Below are 24,206 nucleotides of genomic sequence, written 5' to 3'. Positions count from 1 at the left end.
CGAATATCGTTCGGGAAGATCCCGACAGCCGCACTGAGAGGCAGCGGCAACAATATAAGTACGCCCTCGCTTTAAATGTTGGCGGCAACGCTGGCTGACACCAATCAAACGAATTAAGTGTGGATACCGTCTTATGGAGCAAAACCCGCAGTCACAGCTGAAGCTTCTTGTCACCCGTGGTAAGGAGCAAGGCTATCTGACCTATGCCGAGGTCAATGACCATCTGCCGGAAGATATCGTCGATTCCGATCAAATTGAAGATATCATCCAAATGATCAACGACATGGGTATTCAGGTGATGGAAGAAGCGCCGGATGCCGATGATCTGCTGCTTGCTGAAAACACCACCAGTACCGATGAAGACGCAGAAGAAGCGGCAGCGCAAGTTCTCTCCAGCGTAGAGTCCGAAATCGGTCGTACCACCGACCCGGTGCGTATGTATATGCGCGAAATGGGCACCGTTGAACTGTTGACCCGCGAAGGTGAAATTGACATCGCAAAACGCATCGAAGACGGGATCAATCAGGTTCAGTGCTCGGTTGCCGAGTACCCGGAAGCCATTACTTATCTGCTGGAGCAGTACGATCGCGTTGAAGCTGAAGAAGCGCGTCTGTCCGATCTGATCACCGGTTTCGTCGATCCGAACGCGGAAGAAGATCTGGCGCCTACCGCCACGCACGTCGGCTCTGAACTGTCGCAGGAAGATCTGGACGACGATGAGGATGAAGACGAAGAAGAAGACGACGATAGCGCGGACGACGACAACAGCATCGACCCTGAGCTGGCGCGTGAGAAATTCGCCGAGCTGCGCACGCAGTATGAAGTGACGCGTGACACCATCAAAGCGAAAGGTCGTAGCCACGCGGATGCGCAGGCAGAGATCCTCAAGCTTTCCGAAGTGTTCAAGCAGTTCCGCCTAGTGCCGAAGCAGTTCGACTACCTCGTGAACAGTATGCGCGTGATGATGGACCGCGTGCGTACGCAGGAACGTCTGATCATGAAGCTCTGCGTTGAGCAGTGCAAAATGCCGAAGAAGAATTTCATCACCCTCTTCACCGGCAACGAAACCAGCGAAACCTGGTTCAACGCGGCTATCGCGATGAACAAACCGTGGTCTGAGAAACTGCACGACGTGGCGGATGAAGTCCATCGCGGTCTGCAGAAACTGCATCAGATTGAAGAAGAGACCGGGCTGACCATTGAGCAGGTAAAAGATATCAACCGTCGTATGTCTATCGGCGAAGCGAAAGCGCGTCGTGCGAAAAAAGAGATGGTTGAAGCGAACCTGCGTCTGGTTATCTCGATCGCCAAAAAGTACACCAACCGTGGCCTGCAGTTCCTCGATCTGATTCAGGAAGGCAACATCGGTCTGATGAAAGCGGTAGATAAGTTTGAATACCGTCGCGGTTACAAGTTCTCCACCTATGCAACCTGGTGGATCCGTCAGGCGATTACCCGCTCTATCGCGGATCAGGCGCGCACCATCCGTATTCCGGTGCATATGATTGAGACCATCAACAAGCTCAATCGTATCTCCCGCCAGATGCTGCAGGAGATGGGCCGCGAGCCGACGCCGGAAGAGCTGGCCGAGCGGATGCTGATGCCGGAAGATAAGATCCGTAAGGTGCTGAAGATCGCGAAAGAGCCGATCTCTATGGAAACACCGATCGGCGATGATGAAGATTCGCATCTGGGTGATTTTATCGAGGATACCACCCTCGAGCTGCCGCTGGATTCAGCGACCACGGAGAGTCTGCGCGCCGCCACTCATGACGTACTGGCGGGCCTGACTGCCCGTGAAGCGAAAGTCCTGCGTATGCGTTTTGGTATCGATATGAACACCGACCACACGCTGGAAGAGGTGGGTAAACAATTCGACGTTACCCGCGAACGTATCCGTCAGATCGAAGCGAAAGCGCTGCGCAAGCTGCGCCACCCGAGCCGTTCTGAAGTGCTGCGTAGCTTCCTCGACGATTAATCTCGTCGCATAAGCCTGCTAAAACGCCACCTTCCAGGTGGCGTTTTTTTATCTCTGCGGCGCAAACCCGGTCTGTTAAGTCAGGGCCATCGCCATTACATTTTCTATAACCCGCGCGTAATCAGCGCCTCATCCAGCTCCCGGTACGCTTCAACCAGTTTATCCAGCGTAATGCGGCTCAGGCCGCTGGTATTGGGCAGCACCCAGACCTCCGTCGCGCCAATGGTGATGCTCTGCTTGCCCCACTGCGCACCACGCTGGCTGAAGCCCTGCTCAAATGCCTGCTTGCCCAGAATGGCCAGCGCCTGCGGCTGATAATCTTCTATTTTGGCTATCAGGTTGCGCCCGCCGTCATGCAGCTCTTTGCGCGTGACCTCATTGGCCTGCACCGTCGGCCTGTCGACCAGTCTGGTGACGCCGCAGCGAAAATCCAGTAGCTGTTCAGCCTCCTCCGGCTTCAGCTGACGGTCGGTAAACCCGGCCTGATGAATAACCTTCCAGAAACGATTCCCCGGATGTGCAAACGGATACCCCGTTCCCGCCGAAGAGAGCCCCGGATTGATACCACAGAACACTACCCGCAGTCCGGGCGCTAAAATATCCTTCACCATGATTTCTCCAGAACAATACATCATGATAAAAGTATAACGGATTGAAAATACGTTGTTTAATAAATCAGCACACGTGCGGTTATGGCTGGATTGCAGGACGGAGTTACTTTATAATTCACCGCCACGGCCCCTTAGCTCAGTGGTTAGAGCAGGCGACTCATAATCGCTTGGTCGCTGGTTCAAGTCCAGCAGGGGCCACCAGATATATCAAGGGCTTAGATAAGAGATTATCTAAGCCTTTTTTGTCTATAGAAAACCCCCAGCTAGGCTGGGGGTTCAGTAAAGCTTTCAGCTTTGGGCCAGTTATTAAAACCCCTTTTGATTTGTTAAAACACCTTGCGGTCTGGCAACTGCAAGTGTCAAACAAGAAATCAAAAGGGGGTCCCAATGAGGGACGAAAAGAGCTTAGCGCACACCCGATGGAACTGTAAATATCACATAGTTTTTGCGCCAAAATACCGAAGACAGGCGTTCTATGGCGAGAAGCGTAGAGCAATAGGCAGTATTTTGAGAAAGCTGTGTGAATGGAAAAACGTACGGATTCTGGAAGCTGAATGCTGCGCAGATCATATCCATATGCTTGTTGAAATCCCGCCCAAAATGAGCGTATCCGGCTTTATGGGATATCTGAAAGGGAAACGTAGTCTGATGCTTTACGAGCAGTTTGGGGATTTGAAATTTAAATACAGGAACAGGGAGTTCTGGTGCAGAGGGTACTACGTCGATACGGTAGGTAAAAATACGGCGAAAATACAGGATTACATAAAGCACTGTAAGCGTCTCATTTAAACCGTCTGGTCTGTTTCCTCCGGCTCCACAAAAATAATGTCCATCATTTTTAGTGGACACTATCGTATGGAATACCGGACCTGGATTACTGAAGCTTTACGCCTTCACTTCGAAGAACATTTACCTCGGGTTGTGGCCGGACGTCGCCTGGGTGTACCAAAATCAACAGTTTGTAGTATGTTCGTGCGCTTTCGGAGAGCTGGCCTTTCGTGGCCTTTGCCCGCAGGCATGTCGGAGCAGGAACTTGATGCCTGCCTTTACGGACAATTTTCCACGGTACCAGTCGTACGTCCTGAAAGCACCGTTATATCCGAAACCCCCGTGGTAAAAAAACGTCCCCGGCGGCCCAACTTCCCTTATGAGTTTAAAATCGCCTTAGTGGAGCAGTCACTGCAGCCCGGAGCCTGTGTGGCGCAGATCGCCCGGGAAAACGGAATCAACGATAACCTGCTCTTCAACTGGCGCCATCAATACCGGAAAGGTGGCCTGCTGCCTTCCGGAAAAAATATGCCGGCACTGCTTCCCGTGACGTTAACGCCGGAGCCGGATAATAAAATCCCGGCCCCCGCACAGGAACCAGAGCAGATAAATACACCGTCCGACAGTCTGTGTTGTGAGCTGGTTCTGCCGGCCGGAACTCTCAGGCTTAAAGGTAAACTGACGCCGGCGTTATTACAGACACTTATCCGCGAAATAAAAGGGAGCAGCCACTGATGATATCTCTCCCTGCAGGTTCGCGTATCTGGCTGGTTGCAGGTATCACCGATATGCGAAATGGCTTTAACGGCCTGGCATCAAAAGTTCAGAACGTCCTGAAGGATGACCCGTTCTCCGGACACCTGTTCATCTTCCGCGGACGCCGGGGTGACCAGATAAAAGTGTTGTGGGCTGACAGTGACGGACTGTGCCTCTTCACCAAACGCCTGGAGCGGGGCCGCTTCATCTGGCCAGTCACCCGTGACGGCAAGGTGCACCTTACTCCGGCTCAGTTATCCATGCTTCTTGAAGGTATCAACTGGAAGCACCCGAAACGAACGGAACGCGCTGGAATCCGCATATAACCCGTTGTAAAGTGAGGATATGGACACCTCACTTGCTCATGAGAACGCCCGCCTGCGGGCACTGTTGCAGACGCAACAGGACACCATCCGCCAGATGGCCGAATACAACCGCCTGCTCTCACAGCGGGTGGCGGCTTATGCTTCCGAAATCAACCGGCTGAAGGCGCTGGTTGCGAAACTGCAACGTATGCAGTTCGGTAAAAGCTCAGAAAAACTTCGCGCAAAAACCGAACGGCAGATACAGGATGCACAGGAGAGAATCAGCGCACTTCAGGAAGAAATGGCTGAAACGCTGGGTGAGCAATATGACCCGGCACTGCCATCCGCCCTGCGCCAGTCTTCAGCCCGTAAACCGTTACCGGCCTCACTTCCCCGTGAAACCCGGGTTATCCGGCCGGAAGAGGAATGCTGTCCTGCCTGTGGTGGTGAACTCAGTTCTCTGGGATGTGATGTGTCAGAGCAACTGGAGCTTATCAGCAGCGCCTTTAAGGTTATCGAAACACAACGTCCGAAACTGGCCTGTTGCCGGTGCGACCATATCGTGCAGGCACCAGTACCTTCAAAACCCATTGCACGCAGTTATGCCGGAGCGGGGCTTCTGGCCCATGTTGTCACCGGGAAATATGCAGACCATCTGCCGTTATACCGCCAGTCAGAAATATACCGTCGTCAGGGAGTGGAGCTGAGCCGTGCCACACTGGGGCGCTGGACAGGTGCTGTTGCTGAACTGCTGGAGCCGCTGTATGACGTCCTGCGCCAGTATGTGCTGATGCCCGGTAAAGTCCATGCTGATGATATCCCCGTCCCGGTCCAGGAGCCGGGCAGCGGTAAAACCCGGACAGCCCGGCTGTGGGTCTACGTCCGTGATGACCGTAACGCCGGTTCACAGATGCCCCCGGCGGTCTGGTTCGCGTACAGCCCGGACCGGAAAGGCATACATCCACAGAATCACCTGTCCGGTTACAGCGGAGTGCTTCAGGCCGATGCTTACGGTGGCTACCGGGCGTTATACGAATCCGGCAGAATAACGGAAGCCGCGTGTATGGCCCATGCCCGGAGAAAAATCCACGATGTGCATGCAAGAGCGCCAACCGATATCACCACGGAAGCCCTGCAGCGTATCGGTGAACTGTATGCCATCGAAGCAGAAGTCCGGGGATGTTCAGCAGAACAGCGTCTGGCGGCAAGAAAAGCCAGAGCTGCGTCACTGATGCAGTCACTGTATGACTGGATACAGACTCAGATGAAAACACTGTCGCGTCACTCGGATACGGCAAAAGCGTTCGCATACCTGCTGAAACAGTGGGATAGCCTGAACGTGTACTGCAGTAATGGCTGGGTGGAAATCGACAACAACATCGCAGAGAACGCCTTAAGGGGAGTGGCCGTAGGCCGGAAAAACTGGCTGTTCGCGGGTTCTGACAGCGGTGGCGAACATGCGGCGGTGTTGTACTCGCTGATCGGCACATGCCGTCTGAACAATGTGGAGCCAGAAAAATGGCTGCGTTACGTCATTGAGCATATCCAGGACTGGCCGGCAAATCGGGTACGCGATCTGTTGCCCTGGAAAGTTGATCTGAGCTCTCAGTAAATATCAATACGGTTCTGGCGAGCCGCTTACGTGGGTAGGTGACAATAGCCTCATCAATTTTCTGATGGGGCTTTTTTATGCTTTCGACCTGGCTTGACGATACCCAGACCTGGGCTGAACCCGCTTCACTTTCCTGTTTTCAGCGTGCCATTCTCCTTGAGTGGATTTCTCAGGTCCTTGATTCCACCAATAAAGCCAGTATCCGTAAACGTAAGCTCCCCCGCAGAACTCGTGGTCTGGCTGATTGTGGGCATGGGCCTGTATCGCGACCGCTCCATCACGGACGTTGTGACAAAACTCGATCTCGTCCTGAGTTCACAGGAAGGCGAGACTCTCGCCGCCAGCTCTGTTGCCCGGGCCCGTCAGAGACTCAGTGATGAACCGCTCCGGGAGCTCTTCACCCTGACGGCCAGCCACTGGACGCAGCAGGAAGACAAGGATGACCTCTGGCACGGGCTGCGCCTGTTTGCCGTTGATGGCACGCTTTTTCGTACTCCCGATACGCCCGAACTTGCTGGGCATTTTGAGTACATAAAGCATCGTCCGGACAGACACACCGAGTACCCGATGGTCAGGCTGTGCGCCATGATGTCACTGCGCAGCAGATTGATTCACGGCGTAAAATTCGGCCCGGCAAACTCCGGCGAGGTCAGTTACGCGAAGCAGTTATCGCCGCAGGCGAAGAGCCTGACCCTGTTTGACCGATGTTATCTGTCTGCAGAGTTACTGATTAACTGGCAGCGCAGGCAGCAGGAAGCGCACTGGCTGGTTCCCCTGAAGGGCAATACAAAATACCGCATAGTTGAAACCTTCGCCGGAGGAGACCATCTGGTGGAGATGCAGGTCTCGCCGCAGGCCCGCAAACAGGACAGTTCGCTGCCAGAAAACTGGCAGGCCCGGCTAATAGAATATGAAGATGAATCAGGCGATTACAAAGGTTTTATCACCTCTCTGACAGAGCCGGGGCAGTATCCGGCAGAGGCGCTGCGTTATGTATATCAGGAACGATGGAGCATAGAAAATGGTTATGGAGAACTGAAACAGTTCCAGCTGAGCACAGCCACGCTGTTGCGCAGTCAGAAAGTGAGCGGGATTTACCAGGAAATATGGGGCCTGCTGACGGCCTATAATCTGATACGGATGGAGATGAGTCAGATAGCACGGGAAGCAAAAGTGCCGCCGCTGCGGATAAGCTTCGTGATGGCGATGAGACTAATCCAGGATGAACTTGTCTGGTGCTCACTGGGTAAACCGGGGACGATCCCAACGAAGCTAAAGAAAATGCGGGAGAATGTGAAGCAATTTATCCTGCCAGAAAAGAGAAAACGGCCCAAAAAGAGGACCGTCAGAATCTCAAAAACCCAGTATCCCGTTCACTCAAAACATCTTAAGTGAACGGTGTTATCCGCTTCGGAGGCTTTTTGCCGGATGGCGGCGAAATGCCTTATCCGGCCTACAGACGGTACCCTTTCCCATGCCTGATAAGCGCCGCGCCATCAGGCCTGGGTTTGCGACTTAACGTACAACCAGCACCGGAATCTTCGAGTAGCGCAATATATTGGCGGCCGCCGAGCCGAGTAAGTGAGTGCTTATTCCCGGCTTACGGGAGCCGATAATAATGGCGTCCGCATTCAGCGCAGCCACCGCGCTGTTCACTTCATCACGGATATTGCCGTAGCGCACCTCGAAGTGAATCCGCTCAAGGGGGGTTTTAAACTTTCTCGCCAGCGCCAGCAACTTTTCCCGCGCATCGTTAGCCATATACTCTTCGTATTTTTTGATATCCGAAGCAAAACCGCGAATCGCAGAGGTGTGCAGCTTAGGAAAAACATGCAGGAGGTGCAGCACGCCCTCCTCTTTGTCGAGCAGCCGATCGGCCCAGGCAATCGCTTTATCGGAAAGGTCCATCGCCAGAATATCAACGGGCATCAAAATCACTTTGTTCATCATAATTTCCTTATGTTCACTGACAGGCTATCTGTAATTCCATGAAACGCCTGGCAAGGTTCACTGGTCGTTTTGAAGATTGCCACCCGAGGATAGCTGACTGAACGAGGATGATTGTGATCGCGAGCAATTTTGGTAACTTAATGAAAAGTATGTAGATTAGTTTACCTGAGATGACAAAACTGACACGCCTGCTAAGGAATTTTCTTTCTGAATGCCATAAAAAAGCTCCCGGGCGGGAGCTTTTCGATATGCAGGCAAACAGCGCAAGTTGGGTAGGGCACGTGCGCCCAGAACGGGTTAGCCGTTGCCCCCCCACCGAACCGTACGTGCACATTTCTGTGCATACGGCTCTCCATTGGATCAAACAAAGCTTATTCGGTCTGGCAGTGTTCCTCTGTGAAGGTTAACGTGACAGGTCCGGCAGATCACTAATGTTTTCCTGTTACGGGCAATCATCAGCTTCTTCCAGTTATCTGTACCCGACTTGATATCCTTAAGTTTCCTCACATGGTGGACTTCAAAAGGACCGGTTCTGGTACCGCAATATTCACATTGGCATGCAGCCATCCTGTCCAGCAATTCAGTTCTACCAGAATATTTATGCGTGTTCGGCAATATATCCGGTGAACTGTGTTTTGGCGCACTCCTGTTTTTGAGTCTGAATACCTCCAACTCATATACCTTTCCATTACGATTTTCCCAATAAACATACCTGCCATCCGCTTGCCTTAACCGCCGCGCGATTTTGGTGCGTGACATCCGATGTTTACCTGCCAGCGTCTTATAAAGACTATTTTCCCATATCCAATGCAACTTATTGAGATAGAGAACGGGGGCAAGATTGTAGTAATTCGCATAGCCGCGCATTTCGGCGTTGTACTGACCAATTATTTCATAGTCAGACATGTGCATCATTGCTGGCCGACCAGCACTATTACCATATCCGCCATCGTAATTCCCATAGCCACGTAGAGAGCAGAATTTCAGGATTCTTTCCCTCGGTACACCCAGATGGACGTGTTCCGTTATCGTACGTTTTACCGCATGAGTTTTACTTCCATCTGCATTAAGCCCTACAACACATTTGACCTGTTTGCTTTCTCGGCGTGTTTTAATTTCATAACCGAGAAAAGTGAATCCTTTCTTTGGGTCAATAATGCCAGATTTTTCTTGTGATATTTCCAGATGAAGTTCAGTTTCAACAAAATCGACAACCTCTTTCATTATCTTTTTCGCCTCACTTTTACTTCCTGTCACACCAATCAGAAAATCATCAGCATATCGAACATACCGCATTCTTTTGAATTCAGTATCATCCATAATAACACTGGATAATGTGCGCAATTGTTTCTCCAGTTCATCAGCTTCATTTTTCCATTTTTGGATTTTCTGCTCATCAGCAGGCATTCCTGAAGCGCCGAAACCTTGCCTGATCCATTTAATACGATTTGCCCGGTTTTGTAGTGCTCTTTTGTATATGGGATTGGGTTTCCTCCGTCCTCCTTTGCCGAACTCGGTGATTCTATTTTTCATAAATTCATCAAGCTCGTGGAGAAATACATTGGCAAGAATAGGGGAGATAATACCGCCTTGTGGTGTCCCGCTATGTGTGCCAAAGTAACGCCAGTTGTCCAGATAGCCAGCTTTCAGGAACTTCTTGAGAAGCGCCAGAAATTTGTTATCAGCGATCCGCTTGCTCAGGAATTTCAGCAGCAGACCGTGGTCAATGTTGTCGAAGTAACCTTTGATATCAACATCACATACCCATTTTGTTCCTTTCCAACCGTTTCTGATTTCTTTTAATGCAGAATGACAGGAACGTTTAGGCCTGAATCCATAACTCCAGTCGCTAAAAACCGGTTCATAGATCTCTTCCAATAACATCCTCATTACTTCTTGTATTAATTTATCGTCTCCAGTTGGAATACCTAATGGACGTTTCTTTCCATTCGGTTTTCGGGCATCTTTAGGTATGTGCGTGCGCCGGCAAGGTTTGGGTTTATACGAGTCTGAGTTTATAAGCTGAATGAGATTAATAATCCTGTCCACGCTCATTCCATCCATCGTATTATTATTTATTCCTCTCGTCATGGCTCCCTGATTAGAATAAATATTGGCATAGGCCTGTGCCCAAAGATCTTTATTGCTACACATGATTTTGTGCAGCTTCTTGATCTTATAACCTTGTGTACTGGCTTTGTTTATACCACTTAGAGCATTGAGTGTTCTCTGTGATAGCACTGACTATCGAACCTCGCTTCTATTAGTATAGATCCAACTGACTCCCTTCCCCCTTACGAATATAATTTCATTGATAATTTCTTATCAATTTATATATATCTTTCAGATTGGTTAGCCAATTGCGACTCCATTACAGAGCTACGTTGGGTACTACGGAGTCTCCGTTACCATATTGGTTAATTACTCAACCAACTTAGGTAATCCCGTATTTCTTTGTAGTCAAGGTGCATCCCACTTAGGTTCCACTTACGTTCAATTACCACTCTCACCGAGCAGGTGCCAATATTGTTGGATATAGTAACCTTCTCGACATGATTACTATAAATATTGGTATGACTCCTGAATAACCGTGAGCCATAGATATCCCGAAACCCACTATGAACTATGATTCAATCAATCAGGCTTAACCATATGGGACTTGCAATGGCTGGCGCAAAGTAGGTTATTTCCCCGCAACCAGCCTTTTCCTGACATGCTACACTCCCCTCCCTCTTTCGAGGTTCAAACCCATTACTGGGTAAGGATAAGTCAGGCTTGCAATAGGCATTCCAACAGCCTATGATTAACTCAATGACTTGAATTAACCACTTGATTTACAAAGCAAAACGGCGCACTCAGAACGGGATGTCGTCGTCGAAATCCATCGGCGGTTCGTTAGACGGCGCTGCTGGCGCAGACTGCTGCGGGCGAGACTGCGCGCCGCCGCTGAACTGGTTGCCGCCCTGCTGCGGTTGCTGCGGCTGGCCCCAACCGCCCTGCTGCTGCTGACCGCCCGCTGGCGCGCCGCCGCCCTGACGGCTGCCGAGCATCTGCATCACGCCGCCAATCTGCGGCACGTTGATCTCGGTGGTGTAGCGCTCCTGCCCGCTCTGATCGGTCCATTTACGGGTGCGCAGCTGGCCTTCGATGTAAACCTGGGAACCTTTACGCAGGTATTCGCCTGCCACTTCAGCCAGCTTGCCGAACATCACGATGCGGTGCCATTCGGTCTGTTCTTTCATTTCGCCGGTCTGCTTGTCGCGCCAGGAGTCCGACGTAGCCAGCGTAAAGTTGGCAACTGCGCCGCCACTCGGCAAATAGCGGACTTCCGGGTCCTGACCCAGATTACCAACCAGAATAACTTTGTTTATGCCTCTGCTGGCCATGATCGAGTCTCCTGAAAACGTTTCTTAATAAGTGTAAACGCGGGATTGTAGCATTACCAATAGCGGTTTTACCACGTTGTGACGTCGATTCCGCGAAACGACCCCGGCCGGACATTGTTACACACTACTCTGCGTTTTGCATTCCAATACTGTATATCCATTCAGGTTATATTGTGTCATAATTAACCGTTTGTGATCGCCGGGCGCACCTTGCATGCAGCCGGGCAAAAAGCGTTTAATCCGGGAAAGGTGAATGGATAAGATCGAAGTTCGGGGCGCCCGCACCCATAATCTCAAAAACATCAACCTCGTTATCCCCCGCGACAAACTGATTGTCGTGACCGGGCTTTCGGGGTCTGGCAAATCCTCGCTCGCTTTCGACACCCTGTATGCCGAAGGGCAGCGTCGTTACGTTGAATCCCTTTCCGCCTATGCGCGTCAGTTTCTGTCGCTGATGGAAAAGCCGGATGTCGATCATATTGAGGGGCTGTCGCCCGCTATCTCAATCGAGCAAAAATCGACGTCGCATAACCCACGCTCCACCGTCGGCACCATTACCGAGATCCACGACTACCTGCGTCTGCTGTTCGCCCGCGTCGGCGAACCGCGCTGTCCGGACCACGACGTTCCGCTGGCGGCGCAGACGGTGAGCCAGATGGTCGACAATGTGCTTTCGCAGCCTGAGGGCAAACGCCTGATGCTGCTGGCGCCGGTGATCAAAGAGCGCAAAGGCGAGCACACCAAAACGCTGGAAAACCTGGCAAGCCAGGGCTATATCCGCGCCCGTATCGACGGCGAAGTGTGCGATCTCTCCGATCCGCCAAAGCTGGAGCTGCAAAAGAAACATACCATCGAGGTGGTGATCGATCGCTTCAAAGTGCGCGACGATCTCAGCACCCGCCTGGCGGAATCGTTTGAGACCACGCTGGAGCTTTCCGGCGGAACGGCGGTGGTTGCCGATATGGACGATACCAAAGCGGAAGAGATGCTCTTTTCCGCCAACTTCGCCTGCCCGATTTGCGGCTACAGCATGCGCGAACTGGAACCGCGCCTGTTCTCGTTCAACAACCCGGCGGGCGCCTGCCCGACCTGCGACGGCCTCGGCGTGCAGCAGTATTTCGATCCGGATCGCGTGATCCAGAATCCGGATCTGTCGCTGGCCGGCGGCGCGATCCGCGGCTGGGATCGGCGCAACTTTTATTATTTCCAGATGCTGAAATCGCTGGCGGAGCACTATAAGTTCGACGTGGACGCGCCGTGGGCAAGCCTGAGCGCCAACGTGCACAAAGTCGTGCTGTACGGTTCCGGCAAAGAGAGCATTGAGTTCAAATACATGAACGATCGCGGCGACACCTCCGTGCGCCGCCACCCGTTCGAAGGCGTGCTGCATAACATGGAGCGCCGCTATAAAGAGACGGAATCCAGCGCGGTACGTGAAGAGTTAGCGAAGTTCATCAGCAATCGTCCGTGCGCCAGCTGCGAAGGGACGCGTCTGCGTCGTGAAGCGCGCCACGTCTTTGTCGAAAATACGCCGCTACCGGCCATTTCCGACATGAGCATCGGCCATGCGATGGACTTCTTCAACAATCTCAAACTTTCCGGTCAGCGGGCGAAAATTGCCGAGAAAGTGCTGAAAGAGATTGGCGATCGCCTGAAGTTTCTTGTCAACGTCGGCCTGAACTACCTGACGCTTTCCCGCTCAGCGGAGACGCTCTCCGGCGGCGAAGCGCAGCGTATCCGCCTGGCAAGCCAGATTGGCGCTGGCTTAGTCGGCGTAATGTACGTGCTGGATGAGCCGTCAATCGGCCTCCACCAGCGCGACAACGAGCGTCTGCTGGGTACGCTGATTCACCTGCGCAACCTCGGCAATACCGTGATTGTGGTCGAGCACGATGAAGATGCGATTCGCGCCGCCGACCACGTGATCGATATCGGTCCGGGCGCAGGCGTTCACGGCGGCGAAGTGGTGGCCGAAGGCCCGCTGGCCGCGATTATGGCGGTGCCGGAATCGCTTACCGGACAGTATATGAGCGGCAAGCGTAAAATCGAGGTGCCGAAGCAGCGTGTGCCCGCTAATCCGGAAAAAGTACTGAAGCTGACCGGCGCGCGCGGCAATAACCTGAGAGACGTTACGCTGACGCTGCCGGTGGGCCTGTTCACCTGCATCACCGGCGTATCCGGTTCCGGGAAGTCGACGCTGATCAACGATACGCTGTTCCCGATTGCCCAGCGCGCGCTGAACGGCGCGACTATCACCGAACCGGCGCCGTACCGCGACGTGCAGGGACTGGAACATTTCGACAAGGTGATCGATATTGATCAGAGCCCAATCGGGCGTACCCCGCGTTCCAACCCGGCCACCTATACCGGCGTGTTTACGCCGGTTCGCGAGCTGTTTGCCGGCGTACCGGAAGCGCGCTCGCGCGGCTATACGCCGGGTCGTTTCAGCTTTAACGTGCGCGGCGGACGCTGTGAAGCCTGTCAGGGCGACGGGGTGATCAAAGTGGAAATGCACTTCCTGCCGGATATTTACGTCCCGTGCGATCAGTGCAAAGGCAAACGCTATAACCGCGAAACGCTGGAGATTAAATACAAGGGTAAGACCATCCACGAAGTGCTGGATATGACCATCGAAGAGGCGCGTGAATTCTTTGATGCGGTGCCCGCGCTGGCGCGGAAGCTGCAAACGCTGATGGATGTCGGCCTGACCTACATCCGTCTCGGCCAGTCCGCCACCACGCTTTCCGGCGGCGAGGCCCAGCGCGTGAAGCTGGCGCGCGAGCTGTCAAAGCGCGGTACCGGCCAGACGTTGTACATTCTGGACGAGCCGACCACCGGTCTGCACTTCGCCGATATCCAGCAACTGCTGGACGTGCTGCATCAGCTACGCGATCAGGGCAATACCATCGTGGTCATTGAACACAACCTGGACGTGATTAAGACCGCGGACTGGATTGTCGATCTCGGTCCGGAAGGCGGCAGCGGCGGCGGGGAAATTCTCGTCTCCGGCACGCCGGAAACCGTGGCGGAATGTGAAGCCTCACACACCGCGCGCTTCCTGAAACCGATGCTCTGACCCTCCTCAGCCGCTTCCTGCCCTGGCGGGAAGCGGCCTCCCCGTCCCACATTTTTCCTCATCTTTTCTCATTTTTCACCCGTGAGTATTTGTGATTTGCCGCCCGCCCCGCTCTGACGTTTGATGGCGTCAACGGTTTTGGTTGCGGTAAAAAATGATGAAGTTAACTCACTGGTTTGTGCTTTCCGTCTGCCTGTTTCTGTCCGCCTGCGTCCTTACCGACCGGTATGACGCGAGGGCTTTTCAGCAGTTGCAGACGCTGGAAACGCTCTCTTTGCGCTTTATTAACGACGCCGGGCAATCGCCGTGGGACGGAGAACAGCTGGCGCAGGACGATCGGGCTATTCGCCAACGGTTTTCGCAGGCCTGGATGCTGGCCGAGCGCCTGGGCGACGAACTGCGGCTCGACAATCTGACGATCCTTGAGCGCAGCTACTCGCGGCTGTACACGCGAGTGTTAGCGCGCGGCAAACCTCTCACGCCCGCCCAGCTCAGCCTTTATCAACAACAGACGCAGCGCGCCTGGCAATTAGCCATGCAGGGGGAGTGTCTGAGAACGGATTCCCCCTGCCGCACAGGAGGAGATGATGCCATTCACTGAAAAACGCAACCCGCAGCTCGCCGAAGCAGGACCAGACCAACAATATCTGGCATTTGAGTTTACCCGCCTGCTCGAGCAGGCGCGCCAGGATGATGACGCCGGGATCCGCGAAACCAGCGCGTTCATCGCCCGCATATTACAGGAGAAGGCGTGCGGCTGGCTGGACTTGGAGGATGTCGTCATTTTGCTGGAGGGTCAGCGGGAAATGGCGCTGATACGCGCCAATAACGCGCAGATTGCTCTGCGCAGCCGGATCCATGCAACGCTTATCCGGCTGATCGATCTTGCTCTGACGACGCTACTGAAAGCCTGTTAAGTCAGAGCTGCTTACGCTTCTCTTCCGGCAGGGTATTTACCGCCAGCTGGTAGGAGGCGTCCACCAGGTAGTAGATTTGCGAATCCGGCAGCGAACCATCGAGATAAACGGTGCTCCAGTGCGCCTTGTTCAGATGGCGGCTCGGACGCACGTCGCTGTGCTGCTGGCGCAGCAGTTCCGCCAGTTCGGGGCTGGTTTTCAGAGATACCGCCGGGCGTTCTTCCACCTCTTTCACCATGGCAAAGAGCACGTCTTCAACCTTGATTTGCGTGGCTTTCCAGTCGCTGTGCACGCTCTGTTCCGCGCCGGGTTTCGCCATGCAATATTGCAGTAACTCTGAATTGGTCATCTTTATTCCCCTTGTAGTGTCGCGATAATCTGGCGCGAACCGCCGTGGATACGATGCTCGCCAAGCCAGATGCCTTGCCAGGTTCCCAGCTTTACGCGCCCTTTATGAACCGGCAGCAGCAGCGATACGCCGAGCAGGGAGGATTTGATATGCGCAGGCATGTCATCCGGCCCTTCATAGTCGTGTTCGTAATCGCCGTTATCGGGAACGGTTTTCAGGAAGAAGCGTACCATATCCTGCCGGACGGTGGGATCGCAGTTCTCATTAAGCGTCAGAGATGCGGAGGTGTGTTGCAGCAGCAGATGCAGCAAGCCATTCTCCACGCGCGGCATTTCCGCCAGTTGCCCGAGGATCTCATCCGTAATGAGATGAAATCCGCGCGGCTTCGCGTGTAAGGTCAGGGTTTGCTGATACCACATAGGCTGCTCCTTGTTGAAACGTCTCTATTCAGTTTGCAGCAAGTCAGCGAAAGGTAAAAGCGATGGGCTAATTTTTGTTTAAAAAAACAGCGTACAAGGGCAGATATTAATATTCCGAGTTCACAATCACCTCTTCGCCAAACGCCCCGGCCTGCGGTAACGGTTTGTACGTTGAGTTGGAGGCGCGCAGTATACGTATGCCGCGGATGCCCAGTTCCCGGGCGGCAGCGATGTCGTTATCCGAATCGCCATAGAAGATGCGGATATTTTTGGCCTGTAGCCACTGAATTTTGCTGTTCTGCCCAGGCTTATCGCCGGCAAAAATCACCGGATTCATCACCGTCGCGGGGATCAGAAAGTCATCGGCCAGCGTTTTCGACACCCTTTCATTGCTGGTCTGGCTGCGGCCGGTGACAAAGAAGATGCTGTCGCCGCGGCGAAGATGCAGGGCAATCAGTTGACGCGCCACCTCTTTTGGAATACTGAATTCGTCCCAGCCGTTATTCATCTTCTCCCAGAATGCCGGGTTCTTCAGATACTCTTCGCTGTCCGGCGAGTACATTTTCTTGCCGCGCCAGAAGCCGGGGCTGGAAAACAGCACGGTATCGTCGATATCAAAACCAACGGCCATCGGCGGACGTCCGGTCAGGCTTTTTTCGATCTGGGCGACGGAAACCCAGTGGACCGGCGCCTGCTCCGCAAGCTTCGCGACGTTAGTGCCCGGATTGAGCGGTGAAGGAGAAGAGGCCAGCGCGCTGGCAGTATAGTTTAAGGTAAACAACAAACAGGCGGCGCTCAGCGCCAGCGAGACCTTACGCATACTTTTCCCTTTAAAGTCATTTAGTTATCTATTTTAGGTACGACTGTCCAAAAAACCCCCTGACCTTACCCCCGGAGGCGGGTGAAAGGAAGAATTTTTTGCCGTTTCGTCAGGAAAATGCAGAAAAATAAGATAATCGCGCAGAGAATTTCGTTTTGCCAGATAGCGATATACCGCATATCCGGCAAGGGAGATAAAACTTACATTACGGCGGCAAAGGCTTTTGCCACGCGCTGGACGTTAGCGGCGTTCAGCCCGGCCACGCACATGCGGCCGCTGGCGATCAGGTAAACGCCAAACTCGTCGCGCAGGCGATCGACCTGCTGAGCGCTCAGCCCGGTATAGCTGAACATTCCGCGCTGTTTTAACAGGTAATCAAAATTACGCCCCGGAATGGTCGCCGTCAGCACCGTCACCAGTTCCTGACGCATCGCCAGAATTCGCGTTCGCATCGCTTCCACTTCCGCCAGCCAGTTTGCTTTCAGCGCCGCATCGCCCAGCACCGTCGCAACCAGCTGCGCGCCAAAGTTTGGCGGGCTGGAGTAGTTGCGGCGCACGGTGGCTTTCAGCTGTCCCAGCACCCGCCCGGCGGTTTCCGCATCTTCACACACCACCGACAGCCCGCCGACGCGCTCGCCGTAGAGCGAGAAAATCTTCGAGAACGAATTGCTGACCAGAGCAGGCAGCCCGGCGCTGGCGATAGCGCGAATCGCATAAGCGTCATCGTCCATCCCGGCGCCAAAGCCCTGATAGGCGATGTCGAGGAACGGGATAAGATCGCCTGCTTTCAGGATCTCAATCACCTCATCCCACTGCGCGTGGGTTAAATCCGCCCCGGTTGGGTTATGGCAGCAGGGATGTAGCAGCACAATACTGCGCGCGGGCAACGTTTTGAGACATGTCAGTAAGTCGTTGAAACGCACGCCGTTAGTGGCGTCATCATACCAGGGGTAAGTACTTACTTCGAAGCCTGCCCCTTCAAAGATAGCGATATGATTTTCCCACGTCGGGTCGCTGACCCACACGCCGGAATCCGGAAAATAGTGTTTGAGGAAATCGGCGCCGACCTTCAGCGCGCCGGAGCCGCCAAGCGTCTGAATGGTGGCGATACGCTGTTGCCGGAGAACCGGGTGATCGGCGCCAAACAGCAGCGGCGCAATGGCGTGACGGTAGCTGTTCAGTCCTTCCATCGGCAGATACAGTGAAGCGCCGTGCGCCCGGGCATTCAGCCGCGCCTGCGCTTCCGCTACCGCGTCGAGCTGCGGGATGATGCCGTCTTCGTTGTAGTAGAGGCCGATACTCAGATTCACTTTGTCACTACGCGGGTCATCCTTAAACCGCTCCATGAGCGACAGGATCGGGTCGCCCGCATAGGCGTCAACTTTTTGAAACACGCGATGGTTCTCCGGGTTTACAGACAGGGAATAACAACACAATAAACCGGAAGGATGAGAAGATCGAGAGGATGTTGCGCAGATAATAACGGTATCTGCCGAAGGGCGGCTGCGCCTTATCCGGCGAGATTGCCCGGTGGCGCTGACGCTTACCGGGCCTACGGGTGGCCACCCTTGATGTCAGGCGCGTGATATACCCGTAGGCCGGATAAGGCATTTATGCCGCCATCCGCCGAAATTGCCCGGTGGCGCTGACGCTTACCGGGCCTAGGGGTGAATGTAAGCGCACGCCGCACGATTAATCAATGTACTTCATCGCCACCCTTGATGTCAGGCGCGTGATAAGTTCGTAAGCACTTACTTTTGTTATTTCGGCAATCCGTTCCACGGGTAACCCTTCGCCCCACAAAATCACCGGATCGCCCGCTTTATCCTGCGCTTCTGGCCCCAGGTCGACGCAGATCATATCCATCGCCACGCGACCGACGATCGGTACTTCGCGACCGTTTACCAGCACCGGAGTTCCGGAAGGCGCCGCGCGCGGATAGCCGTCGCCGTAGCCCATCGCCACCACGCCAAGGCGCGTGTCGCGTTCGCTTTGCCACGTACCGCCATAGCCGACCGGTTCGCCCGCCTTATGCTCACGCACCGCAATCAGACTTGAAGTTAATGACATCACCGGCTGGCAGCCGAAATCGGCGCCGGTAGAACGGTTCTCCAGCGGCGACACGCCGTAAAGAATAATCCCCGGACGCGCCCAGTTGAAATGCGACTGCGACCACAGCAGGATCCCGCCAGAGGCGGCAATGGAACGCTGACCCGGTTTGCCTTCACAGAAAGTGTTGAAGATATTAAGCTGCTTTTCCGTCGCCCCGCTTTCCGGCTCGTCCGCACGGGCAAAATGACTGATGATATTCACCGGCTGGCGTACGTTTTTGCATTTCGTCAGGCGCTGGTAAAAAGCCTCAGCCTGCTCCGGCAGCACGCCCAGACGGTGCATCCCGGTATCAAGCTTCATCCACACCGTCACCGGCTCATCCAGGCTGGCGCTTTCCAGCGCGGCCAGTTGCTCCTCGTTATGTACCGCTGTGTGCAGATGCTGCGCGGAGATGGTCGGTAAGTCTGACGCCTCAAAAAAGCCTTCCAGCAGCAGTACTGGCTGCGTAATGCCGCCCGCGCGCAGGCGCAGAGCCTCTTCGAGACGCGCGACGCCAAAAGCGTCGGCATCGGGGAGCGTTCGCGCGGTCTCTAACAGACCGTGTCCATAGGCGTTCGCTTTCACTACTGCAACCAGTTTGCTGGCAGGGGCCAGCTGACGCAGACGCTGCAGATTGTGTCGCAGAGCGCGGCGGTTAATAACAACTGTTGCCGCTTGCATTTGAATTCCTTGAATTATTTGTCCCAAATTTGGCGTTATTGTTGCAGCAAGTTTGGGTGAGGCCAGCGCGCAGCCACCGGAGCGTACTGAAGTACGTGAGGATGGCGAGCACTGCCCAATCCCAAAATCGCAAATAAAATAGCCAAATTATTTATTCGTCGTCGTATTGTGGCCCGGCATAATTATCAAAACGCGACCATTGCCCGTTAAATGTCAGTCGTACCGTACCGATAGGGCCGTTACGCTGCTTACCAATAATGATTTCCGCGATGCCTTTCAGGTCGCTGTTCTCGTGATAGACCTCATCACGGTAGATAAACATGATCAGGTCGGCATCCTGCTCGATGGAGCCGGATTCACGCAGGTCTGAGTTGACCGGGCGCTTATCGGCGCGCTGTTCCAGCGAGCGGTTAAGCTGCGACAGCGCCACCACCGGCACTTGTAGCTCTTTCGCCAGCGCCTTCAGCGAGCGGGAGATTTCGGCGATTTCCAGCGTACGGTTATCAGAAAGCGACGGCACGCGCATCAGCTGGAGGTAGTCGATCATGATAAGCCCGATGCCGCCGTGCTCGCGGGCGATACGGCGCGCGCGGGAACGCACCTCCGTCGGCGTCAGGCCGGAAGAGTCGTCAATGTAGATGTTACGTTTTTCCAGCAGAATGCCCATCGTGCCGGATATGCGCGCCCAGTCCTCATCGTCAAGCTGGCCGGTACGGATGCGGGTCTGATCGACGCGCGACAGCGAGGCCAGAGAACGCATCATAATCTGTTCCGAGGGCATCTCCAGACTGAAGATAAGTACCGGTTTATCCTGCAACATCGCCGCGTTTTCGACGAGGTTCATCGCAAAAGTGGTTTTCCCCATTGACGGACGCGCGGCGACGATAATCAAATCCGAGGGCTGCAAACCGGCGGTCTTTTTATTCAGATCGTCGTAGCCGGTATTGACGCCGGTTACGCCGTCGTGCGGCTGCTGGAACAGCTGTTCGATACGCGCGACGGTGGCGTCGAGCACATCGGCGATATTTTTTGGCCCTTCGTCTTTATTGGCCCGGCTTTCGGCAATTTTAAAGACGCGGGATTCGGCGAGATCGAGCAGGTCTTCGCTGGTGCGCCCCTGCGGATCGAAACCCGCTTCGGCTATCTCATTAGCCACGGAGATCATTTCGCGCACAACGGCGCGCTCGCGCACGATATCGGCGTAGGCGCTGATGTTCGCCGCGCTTGGCGTATTCTTTGACAGTTCAGCCAGATACGCAAAGCCGCCGACGCTGTCCAGTTGCCCCTGACGCTCAAGGGATTCTGCAAGCGTAATCAGATCGATCGGACTGCCGCTCTCCTGCAACCGCCCCATCTCGGTAAAGATATGACGATGCGGACGGGTATAAAAATCATCCGCCACCACGCGTTCGGCAACGTCGTCCCAGCGCTCGTTATCCAGCATTAAACCGCCCAACACCGACTGTTCCGCTTCAATCGAGTGCGGCGGCACTTTCAGCCCGGCAACCTGCGGGTCGCGCTCACGGGCATCAGTCTGTTGTTTGTTGAAGGGTTTATTTCCTGCCATAGTGAAAGGAGTTACCGAAATAGTGATTGGGTCGAAAGATTATCACATTTTTTCTGGAGGAAGCATGGCAACACGTATTGAATTTCACAAGCATGGTGGTCCTGAAGTGCTTCAGGTCGTGGAGTTTACCCCCGCCGATCCGGCGGAGAATGAAATCCAGGTCGAAAACAAAGCAATCGGTATTAACTACATCGACACCTACATCCGCAGCGGGCTTTATCCGCCGCCGGCGTTGCCCAGCGGGTTAGGCACCGAAGCGGCTGGCGTGGTGAGCAAGGTTGGCCGCGGCGTGAGTCATATTAAACCGGGCGATCGCGTAGTGTACGCGCAGGCCGCGCTCGGCGCCTACAGTTCGCTGCACAACGTACCGGCTGACAAGGCGGCTATCCTGCCTGACGCCATCTCTTATGAACAGGCCGCCGCTTCATTTCTGAAGGGGCTGACCGTCTTTTATCTGCTGCGTAAAACGTATGAAATCAAGCCCGACGAGCCGTTCCTGTTTCATGCCGCGGCAGGCGGCGTGGGCCTGATTGCCTGTCAGTGGGCAAAAGCGCTGGGCGCCCGGCTTATCGGCACCGTGGGCAGCGCGCAAAAGGCGCAGCGGGCAAAGGACGCGGGCGCATGGCAGGTCATCAACTACCGCGAAGAGAATCTTGTTGAACGGATTAAAGAGTTGACCGACGGCAAAAAAGTGCGCGTCGTGTACGACTCTGTCGGCAAAGATACCTGGGAAGCCTCGCTGGACTGCCTGCAACGCCGCGGCCTGATGGTAAGCTTCGGCAACTCTTCCGGCCCGGTTACCGGCGTCAATCTTGGTATCCTCAATCAGAAAGGGTCTTTATACGTCACGCGCCCCTCTTTACAGGGCTATGTCACCAACCGCGATGAGCTTACTGAAGCCAGCAATGAGCTGTTCTCGCTGGTAGCCAGCGGCGTGATCAAAGTGGATGTTGCGGACGCGCAGAAGTTTGCCCTGAAAGACGCGCAGCGCGCACATGAAGCGCTGGAAAGCCGGGCCACGCAGGGCTCCAGTCTGCTGATTCCGTAAGGATGAAGCGGATGAAAGAATTAGGGCTTCCACTCGGGAAGCCCTTTCTTTTTTTAGTTCGGCTGTATGTAGGGTACAGCGCGATGAATACGTCAGACGCGCATAGTGACAGATTTGCTAATCAATTCCTATTTGCTTCTGAAGGCAAAGTGACAGGGTGTGATCCTCTGCACAATACCTTAGTAACGCCAACGGTTATTTCGCTGATACTGCGGCACTTTTGGCGATTTGATCGCCTTTATGACCCATACCGCAGCAACAGCCAGCAGCAGCCACGGCAGCAGTTTGATCATCAAAACAAACATCCCGCCGAGGAACATCACGACGGTAGCTACCACCAGCGCGGCGAGAACCCCCAGCAGCGAGACGCCCGTGACCATCAGCATGATAAAAAAGCCCAGCACAAAAAGTAGTTCCAGCATGACGCTCTCCCATAATGAAATTCTGCTCAGATCATTACAAAATTCATGCCAGATTTAATTGCTTGTTTTATCAATAAAATGCCCCGCGACATAGCGCAGGGCGTGGTGAAATTGACTAACTATTGGTGAAATTTTAACGCTTATCTGCAACCAGCTTTAACGCATGCTCAAGGACGTTAATATCGGCGCCAGCTTTATGGGCATTTTCACTCAGGTAACGACGCCACTGGCGCGCTCCCGGAATCCCCTGGAACAGGCCGAGCATATGGCGGGTGATATGTCCCAGGTAAGTGCCGTTACTCAGTTCACGCTCGATATAAGGATACATGGCGCGGACCACGGCAACCGGATCGGCATCCGGACTATCGACACCGAAAATTTCCCGGTCTACAGACGCCAGTATCCCCGGGTTCTGGTAGGCTTCGCGACCAACCATCACGCCATCCATATGTTCAAGGTGCGCTTTGGCTTCCGCCAGCGATTTAATACCGCCGTTAATCGACATCGTCAGGTGCGGGAAATCACGCTTAAGCTGATAAACGCGCGGGTAATCCAGCGGCGGAATCTCGCGGTTTTCCTTCGGGCTAAGCCCGGAGAGCCAGGCTTTACGCGCGTGGATAATAAACGTTTCGCATTCGCCGTGACCGGACACCGTGTCGATAAAATCGCAGAGGAATTCGTAGCTGTCCTGGTCGTCGATACCGATGCGCGTTTTCACGGTTACTGGAATCGACACCGTATTACGCATCGCCTTCACGCAATCGGCTACCAGTTGCGCGTTCCCCATCAGGCATGCGCCAAACATCCCGTTCTGCACGCGATCGGACGGGCAGCCAACGTTAAGGTTGATCTCATCGTAACCGCGCGCTTCCGCCAGCTTCGCACACTGCGCAAGCTGGGCCGGATCGCTACCGCCAAGCTGCAGGGCAAGCGGATGCTCTTCCCCGCTGTACGCCAGATAATCGCCTTTGCCATGAATAATCGCCCCGGTGGTCACCATCTCGGTATAGAGCAACGTCTGACGGGACAGCAGGCGCAGGAAATAGCGGCAGTGGCGGTCCGTCCAGTCGAGCATGGGAGCGATGGAGAAGCGGTGGGCGGGAAAGTGGGCCACTTTCTCAGGTATCCTGCTGGTTTGCAAAGTATTCTGCGGTTCTATATTTTGCTGCATTTTAAACTTTTTGGCGTATTTTTAATTCCTCAGTACACCAAATAGTACACGCATTAATGGTGTATTCAGTTACGGAGGGTGATGAAGATATGGCTTACTATAACACAGGAGAACGTCCTCGCGTGGACGGCGCTCTGTATGTGGGCTTAAAACAAGACGGAAAACGCCTCTGTCGACCCTGTGGAAAGGGAAAAGTATATGGAAAAAGTGAAATTTAGCACTGGCCGGGCTGCCACCTGGCTCAATTAAACCAATACCTCCCCCTCCTTTTTTGTCTAT

The 24,206-nt window shown here is 54.2% G+C and carries 21 protein-coding genes, 1 tRNA gene and 1 pseudogene; 11 read left to right on the top strand and 12 right to left on the bottom strand.

The features are described 5' to 3' along the window. The first annotated feature begins 133 nt into the window (after nucleotides 1-133). On the top strand, nucleotides 134-1,978 hold the full coding sequence (gene rpoD, locus K7R23_RS08460; protein WP_012907658.1) for an RNA polymerase sigma factor RpoD: 1,845 nt from the start codon (nucleotides 134-136) through the stop codon (nucleotides 1,976-1,978). A 104-nt stretch (nucleotides 1,979-2,082) separates the two neighbouring features. Here rpoD and mug read toward each other — a convergent pair whose 3' ends face one another. Continuing rightward, nucleotides 2,083-2,589 carry a G/U mismatch-specific DNA glycosylase gene (gene mug / locus K7R23_RS08455; protein WP_012907659.1) on the bottom strand — a complete coding sequence of 169 codons (507 nt, stop codon included), beginning with the start codon at nucleotides 2,587-2,589 and terminating at the stop codon, nucleotides 2,083-2,085. Between the two features lie 125 nt (nucleotides 2,590-2,714). Between mug and K7R23_RS08450 the strand changes: the two genes are divergently transcribed. The 6 genes and pseudogenes from K7R23_RS08450 to K7R23_RS08425 all read left to right on the top strand — a co-directional run bounded on the left by K7R23_RS08450 (nucleotide 2,715) and on the right by K7R23_RS08425 (nucleotide 7,425). Beyond that, a tRNA-Ile gene (locus K7R23_RS08450) sits at nucleotides 2,715-2,790 on the top strand. Between the two features lie 186 nt (nucleotides 2,791-2,976). After that, a complete protein-coding gene (tnpA, locus tag K7R23_RS08445; RefSeq protein ID WP_024132944.1) occupies nucleotides 2,977-3,378 on the top strand; it encodes an IS200/IS605 family transposase in 402 nt (133 codons plus the stop codon). Nucleotides 3,379-3,414: 36 nt separating this feature from the next. Next, nucleotides 3,415-4,092, top strand: a complete 678-nt coding sequence (gene tnpA / locus K7R23_RS08440) for an IS66-like element accessory protein TnpA (RefSeq protein ID WP_012904569.1) — start codon at nucleotides 3,415-3,417, stop codon at nucleotides 4,090-4,092. After that, nucleotides 4,092-4,439 (top strand): IS66 family insertion sequence element accessory protein TnpB, encoded by a 348-nt coding sequence (gene tnpB, locus K7R23_RS08435; RefSeq protein ID WP_012904570.1) that lies wholly within the window; start codon nucleotides 4,092-4,094, stop codon nucleotides 4,437-4,439. Before tnpA (K7R23_RS08440) ends, tnpB begins: the two co-directional genes overlap by 1 nt. A gap of 19 nt (nucleotides 4,440-4,458) precedes the next feature. After that, nucleotides 4,459-6,030, top strand: coding sequence for an IS66-like element ISCro1 family transposase (locus tag K7R23_RS08430; protein WP_012904571.1), 1,572 nt, complete (start codon nucleotides 4,459-4,461; stop codon nucleotides 6,028-6,030). A 77-nt stretch (nucleotides 6,031-6,107) separates the two neighbouring features. Further along, a pseudogene (locus tag K7R23_RS08425) lies at nucleotides 6,108-7,425 on the top strand (IS4-like element ISCro6 family transposase). 120 nt (nucleotides 7,426-7,545) lie between these two features. Here the strand turns inward: K7R23_RS08425 and K7R23_RS08420 are convergent. The 3 genes from K7R23_RS08420 to ssb1 form a co-directional block, all read right to left on the bottom strand. Beyond that, a complete protein-coding gene (locus tag K7R23_RS08420; RefSeq protein ID WP_012907660.1) occupies nucleotides 7,546-7,977 on the bottom strand; it encodes a universal stress protein in 432 nt (143 codons plus the stop codon). A gap of 363 nt (nucleotides 7,978-8,340) precedes the next feature. Further along, complete coding sequence (locus K7R23_RS08415; RefSeq protein ID WP_012907661.1) at nucleotides 8,341-10,221, bottom strand: reverse transcriptase domain-containing protein; 1,881 nt, start codon at nucleotides 10,219-10,221, stop codon at nucleotides 8,341-8,343. A 614-nt stretch (nucleotides 10,222-10,835) separates the two neighbouring features. Then, nucleotides 10,836-11,366, bottom strand: coding sequence for a single-stranded DNA-binding protein SSB1 (gene ssb1 / locus K7R23_RS08410; protein WP_012907662.1), 531 nt, complete (start codon nucleotides 11,364-11,366; stop codon nucleotides 10,836-10,838). A 253-nt stretch (nucleotides 11,367-11,619) separates the two neighbouring features. Here ssb1 and uvrA point away from each other — a divergent pair, with 253 nt between their 5' ends. The 3 genes from uvrA to K7R23_RS08395 all read left to right on the top strand — a co-directional run bounded on the left by uvrA (nucleotide 11,620) and on the right by K7R23_RS08395 (nucleotide 15,359). Next, entirely contained in the window at nucleotides 11,620-14,442 is a 2,823-nt protein-coding gene (uvrA, locus tag K7R23_RS08405) for an excinuclease ABC subunit UvrA (protein ID WP_012907663.1), read from the top strand. Nucleotides 14,443-14,596: 154 nt separating this feature from the next. Further along, nucleotides 14,597-15,043: a hypothetical protein gene (locus K7R23_RS08400; protein WP_231851581.1), complete on the top strand. Its 447-nt coding sequence runs from the start codon at nucleotides 14,597-14,599 to the stop codon at nucleotides 15,041-15,043. Beyond that, nucleotides 15,030-15,359, top strand: coding sequence for a hypothetical protein (locus K7R23_RS08395; RefSeq protein ID WP_012907665.1), 330 nt, complete (start codon nucleotides 15,030-15,032; stop codon nucleotides 15,357-15,359). Before K7R23_RS08400 ends, K7R23_RS08395 begins: the two co-directional genes overlap by 14 nt. A gap of 1 nt (nucleotide 15,360) precedes the next feature. Here the strand turns inward: K7R23_RS08395 and K7R23_RS08390 are convergent, their stop codons facing one another. The 6 genes from K7R23_RS08390 to dnaB all read right to left on the bottom strand — a co-directional run bounded on the left by K7R23_RS08390 (nucleotide 15,361) and on the right by dnaB (nucleotide 21,286). Next, complete coding sequence (locus K7R23_RS08390; protein ID WP_012907666.1) at nucleotides 15,361-15,708, bottom strand: MmcQ/YjbR family DNA-binding protein; 348 nt, start codon at nucleotides 15,706-15,708, stop codon at nucleotides 15,361-15,363. A gap of 2 nt (nucleotides 15,709-15,710) precedes the next feature. After that, the gene (locus K7R23_RS08385; RefSeq protein WP_012907667.1) at nucleotides 15,711-16,127 is read right to left on the bottom strand and encodes a secondary thiamine-phosphate synthase enzyme YjbQ; all 417 of its coding nucleotides are present in this window, start codon (nucleotides 16,125-16,127) and stop codon (nucleotides 15,711-15,713) included. A gap of 106 nt (nucleotides 16,128-16,233) precedes the next feature. Beyond that, nucleotides 16,234-16,947, bottom strand: a complete 714-nt coding sequence (gene aphA, locus K7R23_RS08380) for an acid phosphatase AphA (protein WP_012907668.1) — start codon at nucleotides 16,945-16,947, stop codon at nucleotides 16,234-16,236. Nucleotides 16,948-17,147: 200 nt separating this feature from the next. Continuing rightward, complete coding sequence (gene tyrB / locus K7R23_RS08375; protein WP_012907669.1) at nucleotides 17,148-18,341, bottom strand: aromatic amino acid transaminase; 1,194 nt, start codon at nucleotides 18,339-18,341, stop codon at nucleotides 17,148-17,150. A gap of 298 nt (nucleotides 18,342-18,639) precedes the next feature. Continuing rightward, nucleotides 18,640-19,719 carry an alanine racemase gene (gene alr, locus K7R23_RS08370; RefSeq protein ID WP_012907670.1) on the bottom strand — a complete coding sequence of 360 codons (1,080 nt, stop codon included), beginning with the start codon at nucleotides 19,717-19,719 and terminating at the stop codon, nucleotides 18,640-18,642. A 151-nt stretch (nucleotides 19,720-19,870) separates the two neighbouring features. Then, nucleotides 19,871-21,286, bottom strand: a complete 1,416-nt coding sequence (dnaB, locus tag K7R23_RS08365; protein WP_012907671.1) for a replicative DNA helicase — start codon at nucleotides 21,284-21,286, stop codon at nucleotides 19,871-19,873. Nucleotides 21,287-21,350: 64 nt separating this feature from the next. On the opposite strand from dnaB, the gene K7R23_RS08360 reads away from it, so the two are divergent. Then, nucleotides 21,351-22,334: a quinone oxidoreductase gene (locus tag K7R23_RS08360; RefSeq protein WP_012907672.1), complete on the top strand. Its 984-nt coding sequence runs from the start codon at nucleotides 21,351-21,353 to the stop codon at nucleotides 22,332-22,334. A gap of 179 nt (nucleotides 22,335-22,513) precedes the next feature. On the opposite strand, the gene pspG is transcribed toward K7R23_RS08360, so the two are convergent. Together pspG and dusA are read right to left on the bottom strand one after the other, a co-directional pair. After that, the gene (gene pspG / locus K7R23_RS08355) at nucleotides 22,514-22,756 is read right to left on the bottom strand and encodes an envelope stress response protein PspG (protein WP_012907673.1); all 243 of its coding nucleotides are present in this window, start codon (nucleotides 22,754-22,756) and stop codon (nucleotides 22,514-22,516) included. Between the two features lie 133 nt (nucleotides 22,757-22,889). After that, a complete protein-coding gene (gene dusA / locus K7R23_RS08350) occupies nucleotides 22,890-23,927 on the bottom strand; it encodes a tRNA dihydrouridine(20/20a) synthase DusA (RefSeq protein WP_012907674.1) in 1,038 nt (345 codons plus the stop codon). Nucleotides 23,928-24,206: the final 279 nt, after the last annotated feature.

It is taken from the genome of Citrobacter rodentium NBRC 105723 = DSM 16636, from assembly GCF_021278985.1.
In the GTDB taxonomy this organism is placed as follows: domain Bacteria; phylum Pseudomonadota; class Gammaproteobacteria; order Enterobacterales; family Enterobacteriaceae; genus Citrobacter_A; species Citrobacter_A rodentium.
This window is presented reverse-complemented; position numbering and strand designations above follow the sequence as displayed.